Raw genomic sequence first — 21,201 nt, 5'->3', positions numbered from 1 at the left:
GCTATTGGACACCTCCTGAAATTTGTAAATATGCCAGCGCACATTGCTATATATGGTGAGTCAAAACCGATATTTAAAGGAAAAAGAATAGCCAGAAGATTGTATAAAACAGGAGATAATAAGTTATTAAATTCTGATGTGAATGAGTATTTAATATTATGGGAAAAGTAATTACTAATCTTTTTGACCAAAGAATAAAGGTTTTCCTATTTAACGCTGTAGTGGTTGAACTGCTATGATCAACTAAGCTTTCAGACCTTTGAGTAAGTTTGAATAAGTTTAGTTGAGCAGTTAATATAGCATTTATTTTTTTAATGAACTGTTAGGTAATAAATTCTTTATCGAAAAAAATTTTGAATATTCGAGAAATAATTAAGCAACTCTAGCTCTGTTTTCTTATTTATAGCAGTGCTTGCTCGTATATTTACAAATTGCAGTAACTGCCTAATATCTAAAAAATTTTAAGTAAGGCAAGCTAGAAAAAAGATGTTGCATTTGTCATCAAAAAAAAACTCAAGGCAATGAACATAAACTTTTGAGCTAATTTACAACTTGATACATAGTGCCCAGAATTTACCATGTTCTATTTCTTAAATTCGGTTGAATACTTATTACATAAGTAGGGCTTGCTGAAAAAGTCTTTTTGCTCTTCGTAGTAGTCAGTAGTCAGTAGTCAATAGTCAGGAGAAATGGTGGATTACAGAATATGTAACTGGAATAATTGTCCCCCAATTTTTCCGTCGTTGCCTCCCAAAATACTAGCATGCATGAGCTTTTTCCACCGAAAAGCTGGCACTTTTGGAGACAAAAAAATGCTACAACCAATATCAGTCAATGCTTTTGCTTACGCAAAGCTGTTGCTAAGGTATTTATTCAGCAAACCCTAAGTAGGTAGGCATGAAAAAAACTAAGTTTGTAACAAAAAGTTAAAGTAGCTCTGAGACTTCTGCCCTCTGCCTCCTGCCTTCATCTAAGCTACAAATTTTAACGCCTACATACTTAGTTGGGAGTTAAGTGAGATTGAATATTGAAGTAATTGTAGAATTATAAAGATATACAGCACTTTTCGATGTAATGAGGTACACCTTAAAATGAGGCAGAAGTTCAGAAGTAAAAAACTAAGAAGATTGGACTTATACCTCATAGCAAAAGAAACCACTGTATTATGCGACCTAATTCTGTATTATATTATCAGCTTTTGATTCCCTCTATTACCTGTTGCCTGTGCGTTTACGCAAGCATTCTGGACCGAAAGCTCTATAAATATATTTTATTTTCTGCAAAATTAAATACTAAGTCTTTATTACCTTTTGCTTCTTCTACTTCTCTTTTCTATCTTCTACTGGTGATTTTTGTAATAAATCTATTTTTAAACGGTTAGCTGAATCGGGATATTAATTATATTATTCTGTTCGTATAGAGTTTTTATTAATTAATTAAGCCAATCAACTAAACTTCAACATAAAGCCATAAACATAAAAAGAAGAAATGCTATTTTACTTGTGTATTCATTGCAATAAATAACATTTAAATCTAAACTTGAAAGAATTTTACCAGTTTTTACATCAGGGATGACATCAAAATTTAATAAAAATTAGTCAAAATTATCAGTAAAAAAACAGAAGATAATAATCGACTTTCTCAGTACAATGAAATGAAATTGATAGTTATTTGATTTTACCTGGGAAATAGCTACAAAGATTTTGAGAAATTCTGATGAATTTCTCATCAATTTACAGTATTTTTGAGGATGGGTGAAGTACAGTTTAATACTAATCTCTCATATATTACCTATTTCTTAAACTCGTAAAACTTTGTACCTCATTAACTCCAAAACTGCTGTAAGTGAAATTATGGATATTAAAACTCTTCCATAGCGTTTTCATTTGAGATGTCAAACAAGAGTTGATTATCTACCAAATAGAATTTGCTGAATAAAGTCTTTTAGTTAGGAGACAGGAGAAATTGGAATGAGCCAGGAGGTAGGAGTAAGAATTGTAAGAATGATTTTTCTGTCCAACGATGAATCTAAAATACGCTCCTTTTTGAGCATGAAGAGCTGAAAACCAGGCACTTTTTCTGACTCCAAAAAGGCTAAAGTGTTTATTTGTCAATGCTTTTAGATTAGATCGGCAAGCCCTAAGTACTAGACAGTGCAAAGTTTTTGAAATAACTATTGCTAGCTAAGGCTTTCAGCCATTTAAAGGTTAGAAACTCTTTATTGAGAGCTGTAAGTACTGTAAGGCTTTTACAGTCATACCTTCAGCCTTAAACGTAAATTGTTCTTGGGAAGAACTTTGTACTCTTCAGCTAAGTAGGTTGCCGTTAAAATTTGTCACTATGTAACAAAATGCAAATTAGACTCAAATCAACTGTAGGTTAGAACTGGGAGTTAATTTGCAAAACTTAATATAGTCAAGCTTTTTTGTACTCACCTACTTAGTGGTAAAAAGTCCGGCAAACCTTCTTACCGAAAAATTGTGGCCTAAAGCCTCCCCTTTTGAGGGGATAAGAAGCGGTCGATCTTCAAAGCTTCCCTTAGAGTGGGATGGCGTTTTGCTCCGCAACATGTAAAGCGGAGTGGCTCTGTCAAGAGCAGGTCTTCTCGCCATATAAATAAGACCAAGAGAGCAGTCCTTCTTTAGAGCTTCTCGTAAGGTGGGATGGTGAGGAAACCTGCGCCATATCTATGAGACTAGGAGAAAGAGAATATTCCTGACTCAAGCCTTCTTATTGCAAGAGGTACTGAAGTCCGAAGCTACAACCTTATGGGGTTAACTGTTAACTGATAACTGTTAACTGATAACTGAAATAAAAGCAACCATGTTTTTGAAGCAACTCAAATGAAATTACTATAACATTTAGAAAACTCAAGAATACAGAACTCAGGACTGCATAGATGGAGTATTTAACAATGACTATAACAACAAAACCAACTACAGCTAGATTTTTTAAACATTTAATCCGTTTAATACCTAAACAATTTAGTGGTAAGGTAGAACTTCAAAATACGGATGGACAATTATGGCAATTATATTTTTATAGGGGTTGTATAATTTGGGCGACAGGTGGTAGTAACTCCTGGCGAAGATGGCGCAGAAATTTCACTAAATGTTGCCCCCACATTTCCTTGGGAACTCTTAGTTTATATACATACAATGTTTGTGAAAGCTGGCAATATTACATACTTAATAATCTACTTAAACAAGAAAAAATATCACTTTCACAAGCTATATATGTAATTAAAAATACCTTGATAGAAGTATTGTTTGATTTAATTCAGCAAGATCATTTAGATACTTTAAAAATTACCTCTCTCACTTGTCATCTACAAGCGGAAATGAAACAACCAATTTTTCGTTTGAGTATCTATGAAGCTTTTGAAAAAGTTAAACCAATATGGCAAGCTTGGTGCGAGGCAAATTTACACAAGTATTCTCCCAACTTAGCTCCTGTACTGAATAAACCCGAACTATTACAACAATATACATCAGCTTTGACATACCAGAAATTGCAGATTTTAATTAGTAAAAAACTAACACTGCGAGATTTAGCTTTTTACTTAGATCGGGATTTATTAAAATTAACTAAAATATTTATGAATTATGTGAATCAAGAAATAATTCAATTAACTGATGTACCCGATATACCTGCATTATCTGTAGTGAAAGTTGATGCACTAAACAGGCAAGAAAAAGAGATTCAAACAAAAAAATCACAACTGCCAGAAACTACTATCAAGAGCCAGGAAAAATTAGTAGTTTGTATTGATGACTGCTCCATAGTTAATCAAGTTATGGAAAAAATCATAACAAAAAAAGGCTATCAATTTATAGGCATTCAAAAGTCTTCATTGGCTGTGTCTACTCTCATAAAAATAAAACCAGATTTAATATTTTTAGACATAGAAATGCCTATTGCTAATGGCTATGAAATTTGCAGCCAACTTCGTAGAATACGTCATTTAAAAAATACTCCTATAGTAATTCTCACTGGAAGAGGTGGTGTCGTAGATCGAGTTCGCGCTCAGTTTGTAGGGTGTTCTGAATTTATAAATAAACCAGTAAACTTAGAAAAAATTGATGCAATTATTCATAAATACCTGTATTTAGCAAACACACAAACAGAAATTTCAGTCGTAGGGTCTTTAGTTCCTGCTAATTGCTAGAAAATGTCCTAATAAATATAGAGAACCACATAAAACGATCGGATTTTCACTTTCAGTCACAGCCTCTTCCATCGCGGTTGTTAAATTGGGGTAAGCTTGACAAGATGCTAACTTTGTGCAAATATCGTTAGCTATAGTAGTAAGCTGGCCCGTATCAGCTGAACTATGGTCTGGGACAGGAACTAGGTACAAGCGATCGCCTGGTCTAATCAGGGCACGAAAAATTTCTGAATGTTCCTTAGTTGAAAGCATACCCATAACCCAACTAACAGATGGGTAACTCAGTGTCATGACATATCTCCCCAATACCTGGGCAGCAGCAGTATTATGAGCACCATCAATCAATAATTTACGGTCTTGCCATTTTATCCATTGCAAACGCCCGGGCCATTTAGTATTAGCCATCCCCTCTTGAATTGCTGCGGGAAAAATCTGCCAACCCTGTTTTTCTAGGATGTGAATTGTCGCAATAGCGATCGCTGAATTGATTAACTGTACATCTCCAAGTAATGGGAGTGGATATTCAAGACCTTGATAATTAGCCATTGGCAAAGAATCTTTTCCTCTACTCCCATCTAATAATTTAGCAGGTGTTACCCAAACCACGGGACACTCTAAGTCATTAACCCGCTTTTGTACTACTTTTTCAGCTTCTGGTGGTAATTTTCCAATTATTGCAGGACATTGTGGTTTAAGAATACCTGCTTTTTCACCAGCAATATCAGCCAAAGTTGGACCTAACCTTTGCCAATGTTCCCAACTAATTGAAGTAATAACAGTTACCATTGGTTGCTGACAAACATTTGTGGCATCTAGTCTTCCTCCTAACCCTACTTCTACAACTGCTACATCTACTTCTTGTTGGGCAAAATACAACCAAGCTGCTGCAGTAATAACTTCAAACTGAGTAGGTGAAACTTTTTCTGGATTAATTGCCGCTTCTACTTCTTTTAATAACTCTTCTAGTTGAGTAAGAGAGATTTGTTGTTCGTTAAGGCAAATACGTTCTGTCCAGTCTACTAGATGGGGTGAAGTGTAACGTCCAACTTTATATCCTGCTGCTGTGAGGATCGAAGATAGGTAAGCACACACAGAGCCTTTACCATTTGTCCCAGCGACATGAATAATGGGTACTTGTTGATGGGGGTTTCCTAAGTTATCTAAAAGTTGGTAGATGCGTTCCAGACCAAGCTCAACGCCAAAATGTTCAAAGCGTTTCAGGAAAGAGTCTATTGAGTTCACAGTTTTAATTTTTGGTTGTTCGGGACTTATGTTTTTTTACAGCAGTTTTCGAGTCTTGGAGGTACAAAGTTTTATTGCTCTAGGGAACAGGGAAAAGGAAATATAAGAAGAGTTTTACAACTATACCTCATGCTTCCTCAAAATTGCTGTAGGCTATAAATACTATATACTGTGGCACTATAGTTTTAGTTTAATATATGTAATGTTTTGGCATAATTTATTTAATATAAACCTACAATAATTAGGGCATATAATACACAGCAAAAAATATATCTTTTGTAGGGATATTCCATAGAATACTTCTTAAGTAGTCTACTAACATAAAAGCTGATGTAATTTCAGATGAAACACATTTTGACATTTTTATAGTCATTTTAGTTTAGGTTGAGACGACAATTTATTGCTGTGAAACGGTTTCATCTGAAAAAGTGTCTCATTTTTATTTAAAACAACTATACGACTCTATTTAGGGTTTGCTTATGGAAGTCTTTTTGCGCTCGGCAGGGAGTAGGGAGTAGGGAGTAGGGAGTAGCTAAGAGTCAAGAGTTGGGGGGAGTTGTAGAGGAGGTAGGAGGAAAAATTATCCTTTGCCAACTCTGCCCCACTATACGCCAAAATACTCACTTTTTGAGCCTTATAAGGCGAAAATCAAGTACTTTTTCACGTTCTAAAAAGGCTAAAACCAATATCAGTAAAAACTTTGATATTTAATCAGCAAACCCTATTGAGATAATCATATTGACTTATATTTGTACTTTATTGTTTGTGTGAACCCAAGAGTGAATATCTAGAGAAAATTTAAGTTTTTTCAGACTTTTAAGTTTTCCTTACTATTTTCTCTTTCCTCTTACCGAAAAATTGTGGTTTAAAGTCTCCCCTTTTAACCCACATTCCGCATTCAAAATGCAGTACACGAATAGAATAAGAAAGGTAAAGGGATTAATTAGGGTTTGCTGATTAAATAGCAAAGTATTGACTGATATTGGTTTGAGGCAAATTATGTCTGAAAAAAGTATGAGCTTTTCACAAGTAATGTTTAAAAAAGTGAGGATTTTTGGGAAGTAAAAGCCGAAAAATCACTGTTACCATTGTTTTGGCTACTGACTCTGTAATTACTATTGCTTCTACGTCCTAACTACTCCCTACTCCCTACAAAGAGCAAAAAGACTAGTGAAGCGCAAACCCTAATTAAATATTAATACTGATGTCAAAAAAAAACAAAAAAATTAAGTAAAAATATGGAGATATGCCAAGAAAAAGGTATGAGAGTTTTTTTTATGTAAAAATTACTCCGAAAGTTGAGAAGAAATAAAAAAAGAAAAATGTCAGTATAGCAATGTGCGCTGGCTTGCTTTACAAATTTCAGGAACTGTCCAATAACTAAAAGTTTTATATAATAAGCTTTTTATCCCCCCTACTGCCTATTGCCTACTGCCTATTGCCTGCGCACAGCGCTATAAATACAAAGAGCAACAGTCAGTACAACAAGGCTTTAGCTTCCTTCAAGACCTGATGTTTTTAACTGATAGAATATTTCTTAAAATCCCCAAAACGAATTGAAGCTTTGGGATTAATTATGGGTTTATGTTTATTAGTTTATACCTTGAGACAATGATAACTTCAGTAAACCTTAAAAATGATAAAAACAGGGGGCAAAAATCAGTTAGGTCGCCTGACAGATAGACCGACTCTAAGATGGATATTTCAATACTTTCAATCTATTCACGTTTTCTATTCTCAGAGGGTGAAACAGATATCTAATTTAACTAATGAACGATTATATTTTTCCAGTTATTTTTTAATCAAATAACCTTGAAGTTAATGAGGTTTTGATCCGACTCAAGCCTATTTGTTTTTGGGTAGGAAAAGTTTTTTTATCCATCACCCAAGCTGTTTTTTATTTTAACTTATATAAGCTATAACTTTTATATAGCAATACTATTTTATTTGTGTATAAAAATCTTACTGCTTTTAGGTAAAAGGCAACAGGCAACAGGAGAGAGTTTCAGTTTTTTTATCTACATTTTTGATTTTTCACAAACTATTTAGGATTGCTATAGCTACTTTTTTTGCTTTAATTCCCAAAAATGCTCATCATATAGCAATATGATTTGAGTTGTGAGATATTGGAAATTTTTAGGGAACAGGGAACAGGGAACAGGGAACAGGGAAGAGAAAAAAAACGTATCATATGAATATAATAATTGCTATATTCTACACTTTTAAGGAACACCTCAATTCTCACAACTTATTCCTGATTGCTATAGTAGTTTGTACATTTCTGTGAAACAAAATATCAAGTAAATGCCAAAAATAACTACTTTTTAGCACTAACAAAAAACAATCTTATTTGCCAAACAAATCTAACTAATAGAGAGACTTTACCCATTCCCATTCTCTTTGTAACCCCTCTTTTAAAGAAACTTGAGGTTGATAACTCAAAATTTTCTGTGCCTTAGAAACATCAGCACTGGTGTGACGAGCATCTCCCCTGGCTTTTTCCACAAAATTTTTCTTAATAGGACGTCCGACTATTTCCTCCATCATATTAATAACTTCTGCTAATACAACCCGACTACCCCCGCCAATATTAAATACTTCACCCACTGCTTCTGGTACTTTACCTGCTAATAAGTTAGCTGCCACTGCATCACTAACAAAAGTAAAATCCCTAGTTTGCTGACCATCTCCATAAATAGAAATTGCTTCATCTTGCAAAATCCATTTAAAGAATTTATGAAAGGCCATATCAGGTCGTTGCCGGGGACCGTATACTGTAAAGTAGCGTAAATATACACAGGGTACGCCAAAATTCTGATGATATAACTTACCTAATCGTTCTGCGGCTAACTTAGTAATTCCATAAGGAGAGACTGGTTGAGGACAAATAGTCTCAGGAGTGGGAAAAGTTTCAGCATTACCATATACAGAAGAAGTAGAAGCATAAACCAATCTTTTCAAATTAGGAGCATCTTTAGCCGCTTCTAAAATTATTTGAGTAGCATTAATATTACGTTCTGTATAAGCACGAAAACCTTCACCCCAACTAGCACGAACACCTGCTTGGGCCGCTTGATGATAAACTATATCTACATCTGCTAATAATTCTGACCAATTTAAAGATTGAATATCATTTTCTATTAGTTGGAAAGCGGAATTGTCTTTAAATTGAGAAATATTCTGACGTTTCAAAACAGGGTCATAGTAATCATTAAATTGATCGATGCCTATTACTTTTTCTCCTTGATTTAAAAGAGTTTCCGCTAAATGAGACCCAATAAACCCACCTACTCCTGTTACAATAATGTTACTCATTTTTTCCTATATTCAAGTGGCTATTTTTTACTGAAAGCGCGAGTCATTTTATCCTGATGTTGAAAAAAATTAACTCTCTTCTGTTATGCTCCGTTCCATTTTATCTAAAATTTTAGTAAACTGAATCCAAACAACTACTCCAGTTGCGACAGTTAAAGGCAAACAAATAGAATAAGCAACCAAGTTAGTAAATCCAAATAACTGTAAACTTGAGGATAAAAATATTAATGCACCACTAGCAATACCTATGTATGGAAGTTGTAATGTTAATCCTCTAATACTAACTATATTACAAGTAGAAGGATGAGCTGACCAATCTTGAACCAGTTGCTTAATTAATTTGGCAAATACTATTCCTGAAGATAAACTCATGAATAAACCAACTGCGATTAAAAAATAGGGAGGTTGAGGGAGATTATACACAAAAAAATACTTCCTTAAATTAATACTTTTTATTTTCTCAAGTAGGTTGGTTAAATTAAGCTTTTTTCGCGCTCCGCATAGCTTATGTTTTTTATGTTGTAATAATGCGTAGAATTTAATAGTAAAGCTTTATTAAAGGAAGAACAAAACTTGGATTAACCAGGTTATTTTGGGTCTCATTCCTCAACCCAACCTACAAACATTATGCTTAAGTAATGCTAAGTCGATTTTACCGAATAATGAATAATTAAATAATCCTGGTTTAAAGCCTACCCCTTTTAATACCATTGTGAAAAAAGAATGTTACGAATAGTTTGGTCAACAAAAATGGTTAAAGTCAGATGTATATTTAGCACTTGGAGAATTATTTCAGGGTCAAAAATGATAATAACAGCTCAATCTAGCTGACTACTTACTATTGACTACTAGAAACAGTTCCAGTATTTGTCGCAAACATTTATCACGCTTGGTATAAGGGAAAAAAAAGACAATATTCCTGATATTTAATCCTCTAGGTTTTAACCACAGGTAATTATCAATTATCCATTAATGAAAAGACTTCTTACAGAAGTCAGGGAATAGGGATATAAAACTGTTGATTTCATACCTTTAATTTGTTTAATTAAAACTTTTGCAAAAAGTATACAGAAGAATTCATCCAAGAAAAAATGTTTTATTTTTAGTCATAAATTCACTTTGCCAAAATTAACCAATTAATTTTTATAGCACTACAGATTTAGGTGTTTGAAACTACTAAATCTTGTTTGCGTTTGCGTAGCATCCCGTAGGAAAGCATTTCTGTAGGAAAAAGTTAGTCTAGAGATTACTTTTGAATTTTGACTTCTAACTTGCGCGTAGCGCTATACCTGTAATTTAGTAATATCAAGACATCAATTAATTCATTTATTCTCTTTTTGAGCAATAATAATTCAAGTATCAGAGTCATTGAATTACAAATTTACAGAATATTTTAGGGAAAGATTATGACTACTTATTCCTGCATTTTCCTGATGATTTATCTGCAAAATAAACTCTTCAATTCTGACCCTTGACTCCTGACTCCTGACTCCTTATTTGAGAATTTGTCATTGCCATTACAGAAGGTAAAATTGCAGTAGCTCTCTGTGTAGAAAATTCAGCTAGAGCGCCTAGAGCAATATTAAACAAACGACTTGGTTGAAAATCATCTTGAATTAGACCCCACAAACGACTAACTTCTTCAGTGTGAATTCGGTCGTCTTCTACCATTGCTAATATCAATTTTTTTCGGAGAAACTCACCCTCTTCACTCAGAAGATATTGTAAACCTAATTGAGCAGTAGGTAGTATATCAAAATTTTGGTCTGTCTGAGCTATGCCAATCAAATTTTCTAACCTTTGCCACTGAAACTTTCCATCTTTAAACAATACCTCAATTAACCTACGACGTAATGCTGGGGACTCACCTTTTAATAACCTTCTTGCCACATAAGGATAAGCAATATCAACTATTCTGAAATTTGGATTTAGGGAAAGAGCTAAACCTTCCTCAGTTACCAAAGAACGAATAATTAAGGCAAACTTAGCCGGAACTCGGAATGGATATTCAAACATCAACTCCGAGAACTTATCTGTAATTGTCTTAAAGTTAAAATCCTTAACTTTCTCACCCATAATATTTCCCAGCACTATTTCTAAAGCTGGTACAATTGGCTGAATATCCACATCCGGTGCCAAAAATCCAAGTTTGACAAAATCTTTAGCCAACTCTTGATAATCCTTATTAATCAGATGAATAACTGAATCAACTAAATTTTCTTTAGTATCTTGCTCCAATTGATCCATCATGCCAAAGTCAATGTAGGCCATCCGACCATCTTTTAAGGCAAATAAGTTACCGGGATGAGGATCTGCATGAAAAAAGCCAAACTCTAGTAACTGACGTAGACCGCTAGTAACACCTACAGTAATCAGAGTATCAGTATCAAGACCTGCTGCTTTAATTTGTTCGGTATCTAATAATTTCAGACCATCAATCCATTCCAAGGTCAAAACATGGATGGTAGTATAACGCCAATATATTGATGGTACTTTCACACTTGGGTCATCGGCAAAATAAGTAGCAAATCTTTCTGCATTTCGCCCTTCATTGATATAGTCAATCTCTTCAAATAGCTTTGTGCCAAATTCATCTACAATCAGAGATAAATCGTGGCCAAGATTGAGAGGTAACCAGGGAGCTAACCAACTTGCTGCCCACCGCATTAAGAATAAATCGAGAGTAATAATAGGCAATAAGTTTGGTCGTTGAACTTTTACCGCTACTATTTCTCCACTCCGAAGACGTGCCTGATAAACTTGACCCAGACTAGCTGCAGCAACTGGTCTGGGAGAAATTTCGCTATATATGTTGTTGATGTTTTGACCTAGCTCTGTTTCTATAATTGAGATGGCTTTCTGATTATCAAAAGGTGGTAACTGGTCTTGTAGTTTTGTTAGTTCTTCTAAAAAGTCTTTACGAATTAAATCTGGTCTTGTTGATAATGCCTGGCCTACTTTAATAAATGTTGGTCCTAAACGAGTTAGGATTTTTCGCAGTTGGGTAGCTCGTTCGGGAGTATCTTCAACTTTGTCATATTGCCATTTATCCCATAAAACTCCTAGTAGAAAACTAGCAAAAGACAAGATTATAACGAGAAATCTCCAAATTACTAACCAGGGGCGGTAACGGTAATACTTAGCGATCGCTTCTGGGTCGTACCTTCTTGTTGAATTAAAGTGATTGTCATCCACTTTTAATATTTTCCTCTTAAATTTTATATTTTTTATTTATTGAGTTGAGTTAAAGAATTGGTCAGTACTCAGCACTCAGCTTTGTTCATTTTTTTTAATATCCGAGAAGGGGATACGCCACTTCTCCTAAACTATCGCTTGTGGTTGTCGGGAATTTTAAACAAAGCTGCTAAAAGCTGATAGCTAGTTATACATGACTTAGGTCTGTTTGGCTTTTCTCTAGCAAATCGCTATATATAGTGTGGCACTATAGTTTTTGTTCACTATATATAGAGTTTTTGCCTAAGTCATTTGAAAAAAGGAGGTGGTATTTCACCTTGGCTTTTCTCTAGCAAATCACTATATATAGTGTGGCACTATAGTTTTTGTTCACTATATATAGGATTTTTGCCTAAGTCATTTGAAAAAAGGAGGTGGTATTTCACCTTGGCTTTTCTCTAGCAAATCACTATATATAGTGTGGCACTATAGTTTTTTTTGACTATATATAGAGTTTTTGTGTAAGTCATCTGAAAAAAGGAGCTGGTATTTTACCTTGGCTTTTCTCTAGCAAATCACTATATATAGTGTGGCACTATAGTTTTTTTTGACTATATATAGAGTTTTTGTGTAAGTCATCTGAAAAAAGGAGCTGGTATTTTACCGAAAAATCGTGGGTATGCGCCTCCCCTTTTAAGGGGATAAAAAGCGGTCGAGGGATGGCGAGGTCCCCTCGCCATATCCAATCGACCAAGACAGCGGTCGATCTTCGGAGCTTCCCGTAGGGTGAGATGGCGAGGAAACCTGCGCCATATCTATGAGACCAAGAGAAAAAATAATTCCGTACTTCAAGCCTCTTGCTTGACCTTTGTCATGCTCCGCAAACAGCCTTAGGTACTGATAACTGATAACTGATAACTGAAATAACCTTGGCTTTTCTCTAGCAAATCGCTATATATGGTGTGGCACTATAGTTTTTGTTCACTATATATAGGACTTTTGCCTAAGTCATTTGAAAAGAGGAGCTGGTATTTCACAACAAAAATAAGTCAAGGATATTAGCAGTTTCTAAGTAACGGGCAATTGTTACTTTTCTGTATTTAGCTATATTTCTCAATCTGAAATTTTTCTTTCATCCTTAATTGTCGTGTATTACCTCCTTTTTCTACTTAATCAATGGCAGATTTTGAGTGATTCAAAAGGTATAAAAAAAATTTATCCCTGCTGTCTTAAATTAAATTATTTTTCTTTTTATTAAGTATAGTATACAAAACTACAAATTTAAAAAATAAATTTTAAAGAAATATTAAAGTCAAAACTATCAAAGTTCTTGTAAAAAATCCTTCAAAGCAAATATAACTTGTTCTTGTTGTTGAGTAGAAAGTTCAGGAAACATAGGCAAGGACAAAACCTGATGACAAAGCTCTTCTACCACTGGCAACTGACGGAATGCCAAAAATTTGTAAACAGGCTGTAAATGTAAAGGAGTAGGATAGTAAATCATTGAACCTATTCCTTTATTTTGTAACTGAACGCGAATCCAATTACGCAGAGAATTAGAAAAACGAGACTTTACTATAGCTTCTAACTCTTGACTTTTGAGCCTAATCGTGTATTGATTCCAAACACATCTACTACCAGCCAACTCTTGAGGAGGAACTACAGCATTTATTCCACTCAGAAATTCAAAGTAACGATCTGCTAGATCGCGACGTTGCTCGTTCCAACTATCTAGATAACGCAACTTAACTTGTAGAATTGCAGCTTGTATGGTGTCCATGCGACTATTAATACCAATATGTTCATAAAAATATTTAGCAGACTGTCCATGATTTTTAAGCATTCGTACTTGGGCAGCGATCGCGGAGTTATTAGTAGTTAAAGCACCTCCATCTCCAAAAGCTCCCAAATTTTTAGTAGGAAAAAAACTAAAACAACCGATATCGCCAAAACTTCCTACTTTTTTTCCTGACCATTCAGCCCCTGTAGCTTGGGCACAGTCTTCTATGACTATTAAATTATGGGAACGAGCGATCGCCACCAACCGGGTCATATCTACAGGTTGACCAAATAGATGTACTGGCAAAATAGCCTTTGTTTTTTCAGTTATGGCTGATTGGAGTTGTTCAATATCTAGGTTAAAAGTCTGAGGGTCAATATCAATAAAAACTGGTGTTGCTCCAACAGCACTTATTACTTCAGCGGTAGCGAAAAAAGTGAAAGGAGTAGTAATTACTTCATCACCAGGCCCAATATTTACAGCTCGTAAAGCCAAAAATAGAGCATCAGTGCCAGAGTTACAGGATACACAATGAGGTACATCTATATAGTTAGCAAATCTTTGTTCAAATTCATCAACAATAGAGCCACCAATATAACGACCAGAGCTGAGTACCTCCTGGACTCTGGTGTTTATTTCTTCAGCGATCAATTTATACTGTTGTGTTAAATCTAGGGGAGGAATGTTAGTCATATTAAGAGTAAGAAATTAAAAGGCTAGTAAAAATTATTGATATGATAAACTGCTCCAAGCAAAGGAGCTACTGTTATGGCGGTTTTCAGTATAGATGGAAGACAGACTAAATATGTAGGGGGATTTGATGGAAGTTTTCTACTGTGGTCTAATAAAGTAAAAAATCCCATAAAGTAATTTTTATAAAAATCATAAATACAAATCTTGCCACAATCTAAAGATAGATTTTTTTGAAAATTCAGCTCATAGAAATTTTTTTAATTTATGAATTTTGGTAGTAACATAACTAACTTTACTTTAATAAACTTCTATATATAGAAAGATTGGTTGTAAGCATTCAGCCGTCAGCTATCAGCTATCAGCTATTATTTTTAGTTTAGGATAAAAGCTTTTATTAATTGTCTTATACCAAGCGTGAAAAAAGAATGCTATGAAAAGTGCCCCCTCAATCAGATATGCTTAAAAATAGTGGTTTCCGTTCATTAAAGAATAGTTATTTATATCGTTTTTACCTTTTTTTCAAAATTTTATCCTTCTTCTTTCTTACTTATACTATTTGTAACAAACACTTATCACGCTTGGTATTACTGCAAAAGTTGGCTCCTTTGCCTTTAATATCTAAATTAATTTAAAAACTGTCCTATATGAGAGACTCTTGTTGCTGTTTGCGCAGCATTCCGCAGGAAAAGCTGACAGCTAATAGCTGAATGCTTACGATTGAAAAAATTATTGATTATTGGTAATTTAACTAAAATTTGGAATCGCTAACAATAATTAATCCAATTTTTGTTAAAAAATACACGAAAAAAATAGGAGAATACAATGTCAAAATATTTTGTGCTCAACTGTAATCACAAAGAAACTGGAAAAAAAGAGAATGTGTATTAGAAATAAGACAAATATTACTATGGAGAAAAGTTGATTGAGAGTATACAAAAGAAATGTGCCGATCGCTTTGGTAGTTTAGTTTGGAAAGTACTATCTGATACTCATAAGTCACGTCTTGACAATCCTCCTGAGCTTGGTGTGAATTATGATGATATTAGTGAGGCTATTGACTAATATTAAAATTAATCCCCATAATTCTCATATCAGTCATTTGAACGAATTATTCTGAGTTAAATCCTCCATAAATTAAAATTTCAAAGAATATAGATTAATATAAATTACTTATACTAAATTCTGTTTTGAAAGTAAGGTTGATCGTGAGGTAAAGCAGAAGGAAAAAGGGTTAGAAAAGAATTTGAAAAACATGGTTTTGAAAACCGGATTTGATATTCTATTTCACTAGAAAGTATAATACTTTTGGTGAGATTTATGATGATTTTTACTAACTAATATAGTGTTTTCCAAGGTCGTGAGGTACAGTTATATTTTTGTCTTTTTATTACCTGTTCCCTATTCCCTAACACCTAAAACTTTGTACCTCATACAGTATGGGAATTGCTATATAAAATTCAAACTTAAGTCAAAAATATGATTCAATTAACAATTACAGATATAGCTATAGCTTTAGGACTTATTGTGATAGCTATTGGTCTGTCAGCTTGGCAAAAATTAGGGTTAGAATGGCAACTATTAATAGCGACAATTCGTACTATTGTACAGTTAATATTTGTTGGCTATGTATTAGAAATAGTATTTGATAATAAACAACCTTGGTTAGTAGTTGCTATGATTACTGTTATGTTAACAGTTGCTTCTGTTGTTGCTAGGAATAGAATTAGTAAAAAAATACCTCGATTATTACCTTTAGTTTGGGGTTCAATTTTAGCCAGTACAGTTTTAAGTATCAGTTATTCAAATTTATTAGTTATTCAACCTGATACTTGGTATGAGCCTCAATATTTAATTCCCTTAGTAGGAATAGTATTAGGAAATGCCATGAATACAGCAGCGATCGCTGGAGAAAGACTTGTCAGTACAATTAATTCTAGTCCGGTGGAAATTGAAACCTATTTAAGTTTAGGAGCTACTTCTCAACAGGCAGTTGCTAAATATAGAAAAGATGCTGTTTGTGCTGCATTAATACCTACTTTAAATTTAATGATGGTAGTTGGAATAGTTACGCTTCCTGGTATTGTTACTGGTCAGTTATTAAGTGGTATTAATCCTCTAGATGCTGTGGCATATCAAATATTAATTATATTTCTTTTAGCCTTTGCAAATTTGATTACAAGTTTATTAATTACCTATGGTTTATGTAGACAATTTTTTAATCAGGATGCACAATTGCAAAATTTTTAATGGTTGATTATTTAACTAGCTATCAGTTATTAGTCTAAATCTGTGCGACATTAATTCCAGTGATTTTAATGATTTTTCCCCACACTAATCGTAAGCATGAGACACTTTTTTAGATAAAACTCTTTCACAGCAAGAAACTCTCGTATCAATCTAAACTGAAATGACTATAAATCTGAGCGAATATTTTCATACTTACCAATAAAATCAACTACTACTTTATCGTTAATTTTATAAAAATTCCAGTTCTTTTTTGATGAATTAAGATAGTTATTTTTCAGTCAGTCTTTAAATCTAATAGATTTGTTTCGACAGCTAAAATAATACAAATATATAGCTCTATCAAAAGGATTTATTTCAAAACAAAACTTATAGTAACTATCCCAAATCGAAGGTTCTATGACACTTTGGATTTCTTTAGCAGTGATAGGGTTGAAATACTTTTTATATTAATTTCTCTGAGCGTCAAAATCTCAATAATTTTGTGCTCTTTTTCTAAGCAGTTTTCTGATAGCTTCGTCTTTCAAGGAGATAGGGGTAATTACATCATCATCGCCACAAAATCTAGATAAAGAAATTTCAACTGATGTACCAGCAGTTTTTCTTGTTTTCCGGAAAATAAATTTATATTTGTGGGATATTATTATGCTGAAAAGAGAAAATTAGAAGAATTATCCAATTGAGCGATCGCTTCAGAAATGCTGAACTCTATTTCGACTTTCAAAAAGTAGCATTTTTCTGATACTTAAGGGAATAGCAGAAAATAAATTATCCCAATTTTTGTACTTAGATCGTTAACTAGCTACTCTCTACTCTCTTACTTTTTCAATTTCTTCCCTACTCCCTTAGTTTTATAGCTAATGGGATAATTTTTTATTTGGAAGTCCCTAAGACTTTTATCTTAACTAAATTCTCAGCGTTGCTGAGTGGTAATGATTTTTAGATTTAGTATCAACCCAAAATATAAGTTTTTCCTTGGTTGAATAAAAAGTCATGTATATGGGCTAGTAGCGCCCAATGATTACATACTATCACGATTTTTTTGGGTATGCAAGGGGAAATACCTTGCCGTTTTTTGGAGCTTCACAGGATGACAACTTGATTGAAAAGTGAATATAGCGATCGCAGAGCAAGTACGGTAGCTACATCCCTTCTACATGAGTAAATATATGGCGTTGCATAGAGTACGGCATGAATTTTAGGCTCTAAAACACAGGAAGTATAAAAAACAAAACATGGGATTTACCTTTTGCCAAAAGTTTCATCCCTTATCGTGTTAATGGTAGAAAATTTTTCCGAGCGTTATAGCAATGTGCGCTGGCATATTTACACATTATTTTTTGTATACCTTTTCGCTTACTGCACTTTGAGATGGGCCTTGTAAATACCTGAGCGCTCATTTCTATACTTCTGTTCGTAGAGCTTCACAGGATAATAATTTTTCTCTGTTTTGATGGTGTGAGTATCTCTTCTATATATGTTCAGTAAAGAAATGCTGTTTTTTTCTTGAATAAAAAGTCATATATATAGGCCAATATAACTCAACGACCACATATAGCAATGTGCGCTGGCATATTTACAAATTGCAGGAAGTGTCCAATAGCTAAAAGTCTTATATGATAAGCTTTTTATTCCCCCTGTTGCCTGTTGCCTATTGCCTGTTGCCTGCGCGCAGCGCTATAGCATCATATTTTTTTGGGTATGCAAGGGTAAAATCCTTGCCTTTTTTTGGAGCTTCACAGAATGCAGATTAATCATCCGTGTATCCGTGGCCAAATCCTTGTCTAGCAGTTGCTCAAATTTAATGGTAAGTAGCTGAAGGTAAAATGAAAAACTTATGTTTTGCGTTGATACTTAATCTAAAAATCATTACCACTTAGCAACGCCAAATTCTCACTCTAAAAGTAGGATGTTAATTACCAATATTCCCCTACCCCCTACCCCCTACTCCCTCACTCCCCTACTTCAACTTGAGCGATCGCTTTAGAAGTATAAAACCCTGTTTTTACTTTCAAAAAGTAGCAGTTTTCTTATATTTAAGACTTTTATTTTAACTAAATTCTCACTCTAAAAATATGATGTTAATTAGCAATATTCCCCTAGTCCCTCACTCCCCTACTTCAACTTGAGCGATCGCTGAGGTACTGTTAACTGATAACTGAAATTACTTCAACTATTAGGAATATGAGCAGCAATTTTTAAACCCTGTGGATTATAAACCTCTAAAGGAATCTTAGCATTATTACTAATAGCCTTCAAAGCTATCTGTAAAGTTTTCAAATGTTGTTCTAGTTGAGTAAGACTCTTTCCATCTTGATTACCCTGTAACTCCTGAGCTGTTTTCTTAATTTTCTCCACATAGTCAGAAGTTAAGCGCACGGTAATTAAATCCTTCGTAACACTATATTCACAAATTTTTGGCGTTCCTTTACAAGTTTTACTTAAATCTTGACGAGCTTTAGCTATAGTATCTAAAAATCTCTGATTAGCTTGTGCTATTTTGAAAATAGTTTCATAAGATTTAATAAGAGGTTTTGCTTTAGAAAAATAACTAGAAGTAGTAGGTACTTCTTCAGCAGAATCTAGAGCATTTTGCCAATACTTAATAGCTTCTTGCCAATTATCTTTTTTCTCAAAAACTTCTGCTTGTTTAGCATAACTAATAGCTTGATTATAATATTCTTCACCAATTTGTTCTATAATTCTACGTTCCTCAGCTAACTGAAGTTTTTGTTCATACTGAGGAAGTAAATTTTTAGCTTCTAAATACGCAGTTGTTTGTGGTGGAATAGAAGATATTTGATCCAAGGCATCTTCCCAACTTGAATAGACACTTTTCCAGCTTTCAGGAAACTGAGCTACTACTTCTCTGGTATTTGCTAACTGAGCTGATTTTTTAGCAGCCATTAATTTTTTATCGGCTGCTTCTTCTGTTGTTAGCCTACTTTTAATCGCCACTAAATATTTACGATATTGCTGTAGTTTATTTTTGGCAAAAGGATAAGCATTACTATCTCCTGGTACTTTTTCTAGTAAAACAATTGCATTTTGCCAAAGTGATTGAATTTCTATCCAGTCTTCCACTTTTAGTGGCAAACTTTTACTATTTTGAGCTGCTTTTTGTCCTTTTGCTAAAGCTTTTTGAAGATTTTCCAAATGTTCGATTTCTGCTTTGTAAGTAGATTTTAAATGTTGTGACTCTAGATAATGTATTGACCAAAATGGAATTTTGTTTAAATCTTGAACTGCTTTTTCTAACTTTTCTTTTGCTTGCTTTGGAGCTAGAGAGTTTTGAAAATTTTTAATTGTTTCTAATGATTGCTGATTTAACTCTCTTGCGGTTGGTACAATCATACATTTGCCAATAACACAGGGTTGAGTTATTGCATAAAAACAGCCTATTAAAATTGTTAAACTTAAGGTGGCACTGAGAAATTCTACTTTAGAGAAAGTACCTAAGTTAACAGTTGATTTTTGCTCTACATAATTAGAATTTTTTGCTTTTCTTCTTGATTTTTTAGGAGATATATCTAATCCTGTCACGTCAAAAGGGTTATCTAAATCATCCAGCAATTTTGAAGTAATTTTAATCTCTGAATTTTGACTATTATCTCCATAAAGATACTCTTTCTCAACATTAGTATTTCGCTCAGATTCTAATCTAATAGATATCTGTTCTAAATGTTTTAAATCAAATGGATTATCTAAAGAATCTAAAAGTTCTGGTGTGATTTTTACTCCATCACCCATCTCTCCATCTACCCATCTCGGTAGAAAAGTTAATGTAGACTCTTCTTGCCTACTCTTTGTAAAAAATGAATGATAAGCATAAGGATATATATGACCAATTGTATTCAAACAAATACCTACTTTCTCAATAGATTCTAGTGGTTGTTTTTGAACTAAACCTTTTAACTCAGAAATTGTTTTCTCTCGATCTATCACTAAATTTGCTGGATGTTCACAAATCACTAATAATGTTCCAGCTTTTAAGTCACATTGAATTTTACAAGCATCATTGAAATTTCTCAAAGATTGCCAGCTTTTTTGTAAATTATCCTCTAATATCTGAGTATTAATATTTCTGATTGCTGTTTTCATTTTCTAGTTAATAAATAATTTTATTATCTTTTCAGTGGTGCATTTAATATCAAGCGTGAAAAAAGAATGTTACAAAACTCTAGTGCAGAATGGCGGAAATAACTGACCAGTTACAAAATCGCGGGAACAATTACAAATCAATATTTCTGACTGTAATGAAGTGTGTCTTACATTCTGGAGGGGCTGTGTGCGGAATTACTTCCGCACAGTAGGCGCCCCATAGGGGACCTCAGAATTACACACTCGCTTCTAACTTCTGACTTCTGACTTCCGCGTAGCGGCACTAGTTATAGGTAACAGGGAATAGGCAACGGATACTCGTAGCAAACATTTATCAAACTGGTATAATACTTTACCATCAAGGGTAGTACTTGGAATCATAAAACACGCGCGTGGCCAGTCGTTGACTATCCATAGGTTTCTTGAAAACAGACCTGGCTTGAAGAAAGACGTCCACCATATTTTTTAAATGGTTCAGCAGCAT

At 33.8% G+C, this 21,201-nt stretch carries 9 protein-coding genes; 3 read left to right on the top strand and 6 right to left on the bottom strand.

Going from position 1 to position 21,201, the window contains the following annotated elements; translation table 11 throughout:
- Nucleotides 1-2,914 precede the first annotated feature (2,914 nt).
- A complete protein-coding gene (locus AC3DU7_RS04915; protein ID WP_488038240.1) occupies nucleotides 2,915-4,168 on the top strand; it encodes a response regulator in 1,254 nt (417 codons plus the stop codon).
- Here AC3DU7_RS04915 and AC3DU7_RS04910 read toward each other — a convergent pair.
- The 5 genes from AC3DU7_RS04910 to AC3DU7_RS04890 all read right to left on the bottom strand — a co-directional run bounded on the left by AC3DU7_RS04910 (nucleotide 4,148) and on the right by AC3DU7_RS04890 (nucleotide 14,372).
- On the bottom strand, nucleotides 4,148-5,410 hold the full coding sequence (locus AC3DU7_RS04910) for a bifunctional folylpolyglutamate synthase/dihydrofolate synthase (protein WP_488038239.1): 1,263 nt from the start codon (nucleotides 5,408-5,410) through the stop codon (nucleotides 4,148-4,150). The two genes, AC3DU7_RS04915 and AC3DU7_RS04910, sit on opposite strands and share 21 nt — an antisense overlap.
- A 2,367-nt stretch (nucleotides 5,411-7,777) precedes the next feature.
- Nucleotides 7,778-8,725 (bottom strand): NAD-dependent epimerase/dehydratase family protein, encoded by a 948-nt coding sequence (locus AC3DU7_RS04905; RefSeq protein ID WP_488038238.1) that lies wholly within the window; start codon nucleotides 8,723-8,725, stop codon nucleotides 7,778-7,780.
- Nucleotides 8,726-8,794: 69 nt separating this feature from the next.
- The gene (locus AC3DU7_RS04900) at nucleotides 8,795-9,097 is read right to left on the bottom strand and encodes a hypothetical protein (RefSeq protein WP_488038237.1); all 303 of its coding nucleotides are present in this window, start codon (nucleotides 9,095-9,097) and stop codon (nucleotides 8,795-8,797) included.
- A 1,086-nt stretch (nucleotides 9,098-10,183) separates the two neighbouring features.
- Nucleotides 10,184-11,920 (bottom strand): ABC1 kinase family protein, encoded by a 1,737-nt coding sequence (locus AC3DU7_RS04895; RefSeq protein WP_488038236.1) that lies wholly within the window; start codon nucleotides 11,918-11,920, stop codon nucleotides 10,184-10,186.
- Nucleotides 11,921-13,220: 1,300 nt separating this feature from the next.
- Entirely contained in the window at nucleotides 13,221-14,372 is a 1,152-nt protein-coding gene (locus AC3DU7_RS04890) for a DegT/DnrJ/EryC1/StrS family aminotransferase (protein WP_488038235.1), read from the bottom strand.
- Nucleotides 14,373-15,290: 918 nt separating this feature from the next.
- Here AC3DU7_RS04890 and AC3DU7_RS04885 point away from each other — a divergent pair.
- Together AC3DU7_RS04885 and AC3DU7_RS04880 are read left to right on the top strand one after the other, a co-directional pair.
- The gene (locus AC3DU7_RS04885; RefSeq protein ID WP_488038234.1) at nucleotides 15,291-15,434 is read left to right on the top strand and encodes a hypothetical protein; all 144 of its coding nucleotides are present in this window, start codon (nucleotides 15,291-15,293) and stop codon (nucleotides 15,432-15,434) included.
- A 414-nt stretch (nucleotides 15,435-15,848) separates the two neighbouring features.
- On the top strand, nucleotides 15,849-16,619 hold the full coding sequence (locus AC3DU7_RS04880) for an ABC transporter permease (RefSeq protein ID WP_488038233.1): 771 nt from the start codon (nucleotides 15,849-15,851) through the stop codon (nucleotides 16,617-16,619).
- A gap of 2,166 nt (nucleotides 16,620-18,785) precedes the next feature.
- Here the strand turns inward: AC3DU7_RS04880 and AC3DU7_RS04875 are convergent.
- Nucleotides 18,786-20,717, bottom strand: coding sequence for a hypothetical protein (locus tag AC3DU7_RS04875; RefSeq protein WP_488038232.1), 1,932 nt, complete (start codon nucleotides 20,715-20,717; stop codon nucleotides 18,786-18,788).
- Between the last annotated feature and the right edge of the window lie 484 nt (nucleotides 20,718-21,201).

The sequence above is a fragment of the Okeania sp. genome (assembly GCF_983059655.1).
The sequence above is the reverse complement of the archived record's forward strand: the minus strand, read 5'-3'. Positions and strand labels throughout refer to the sequence as shown.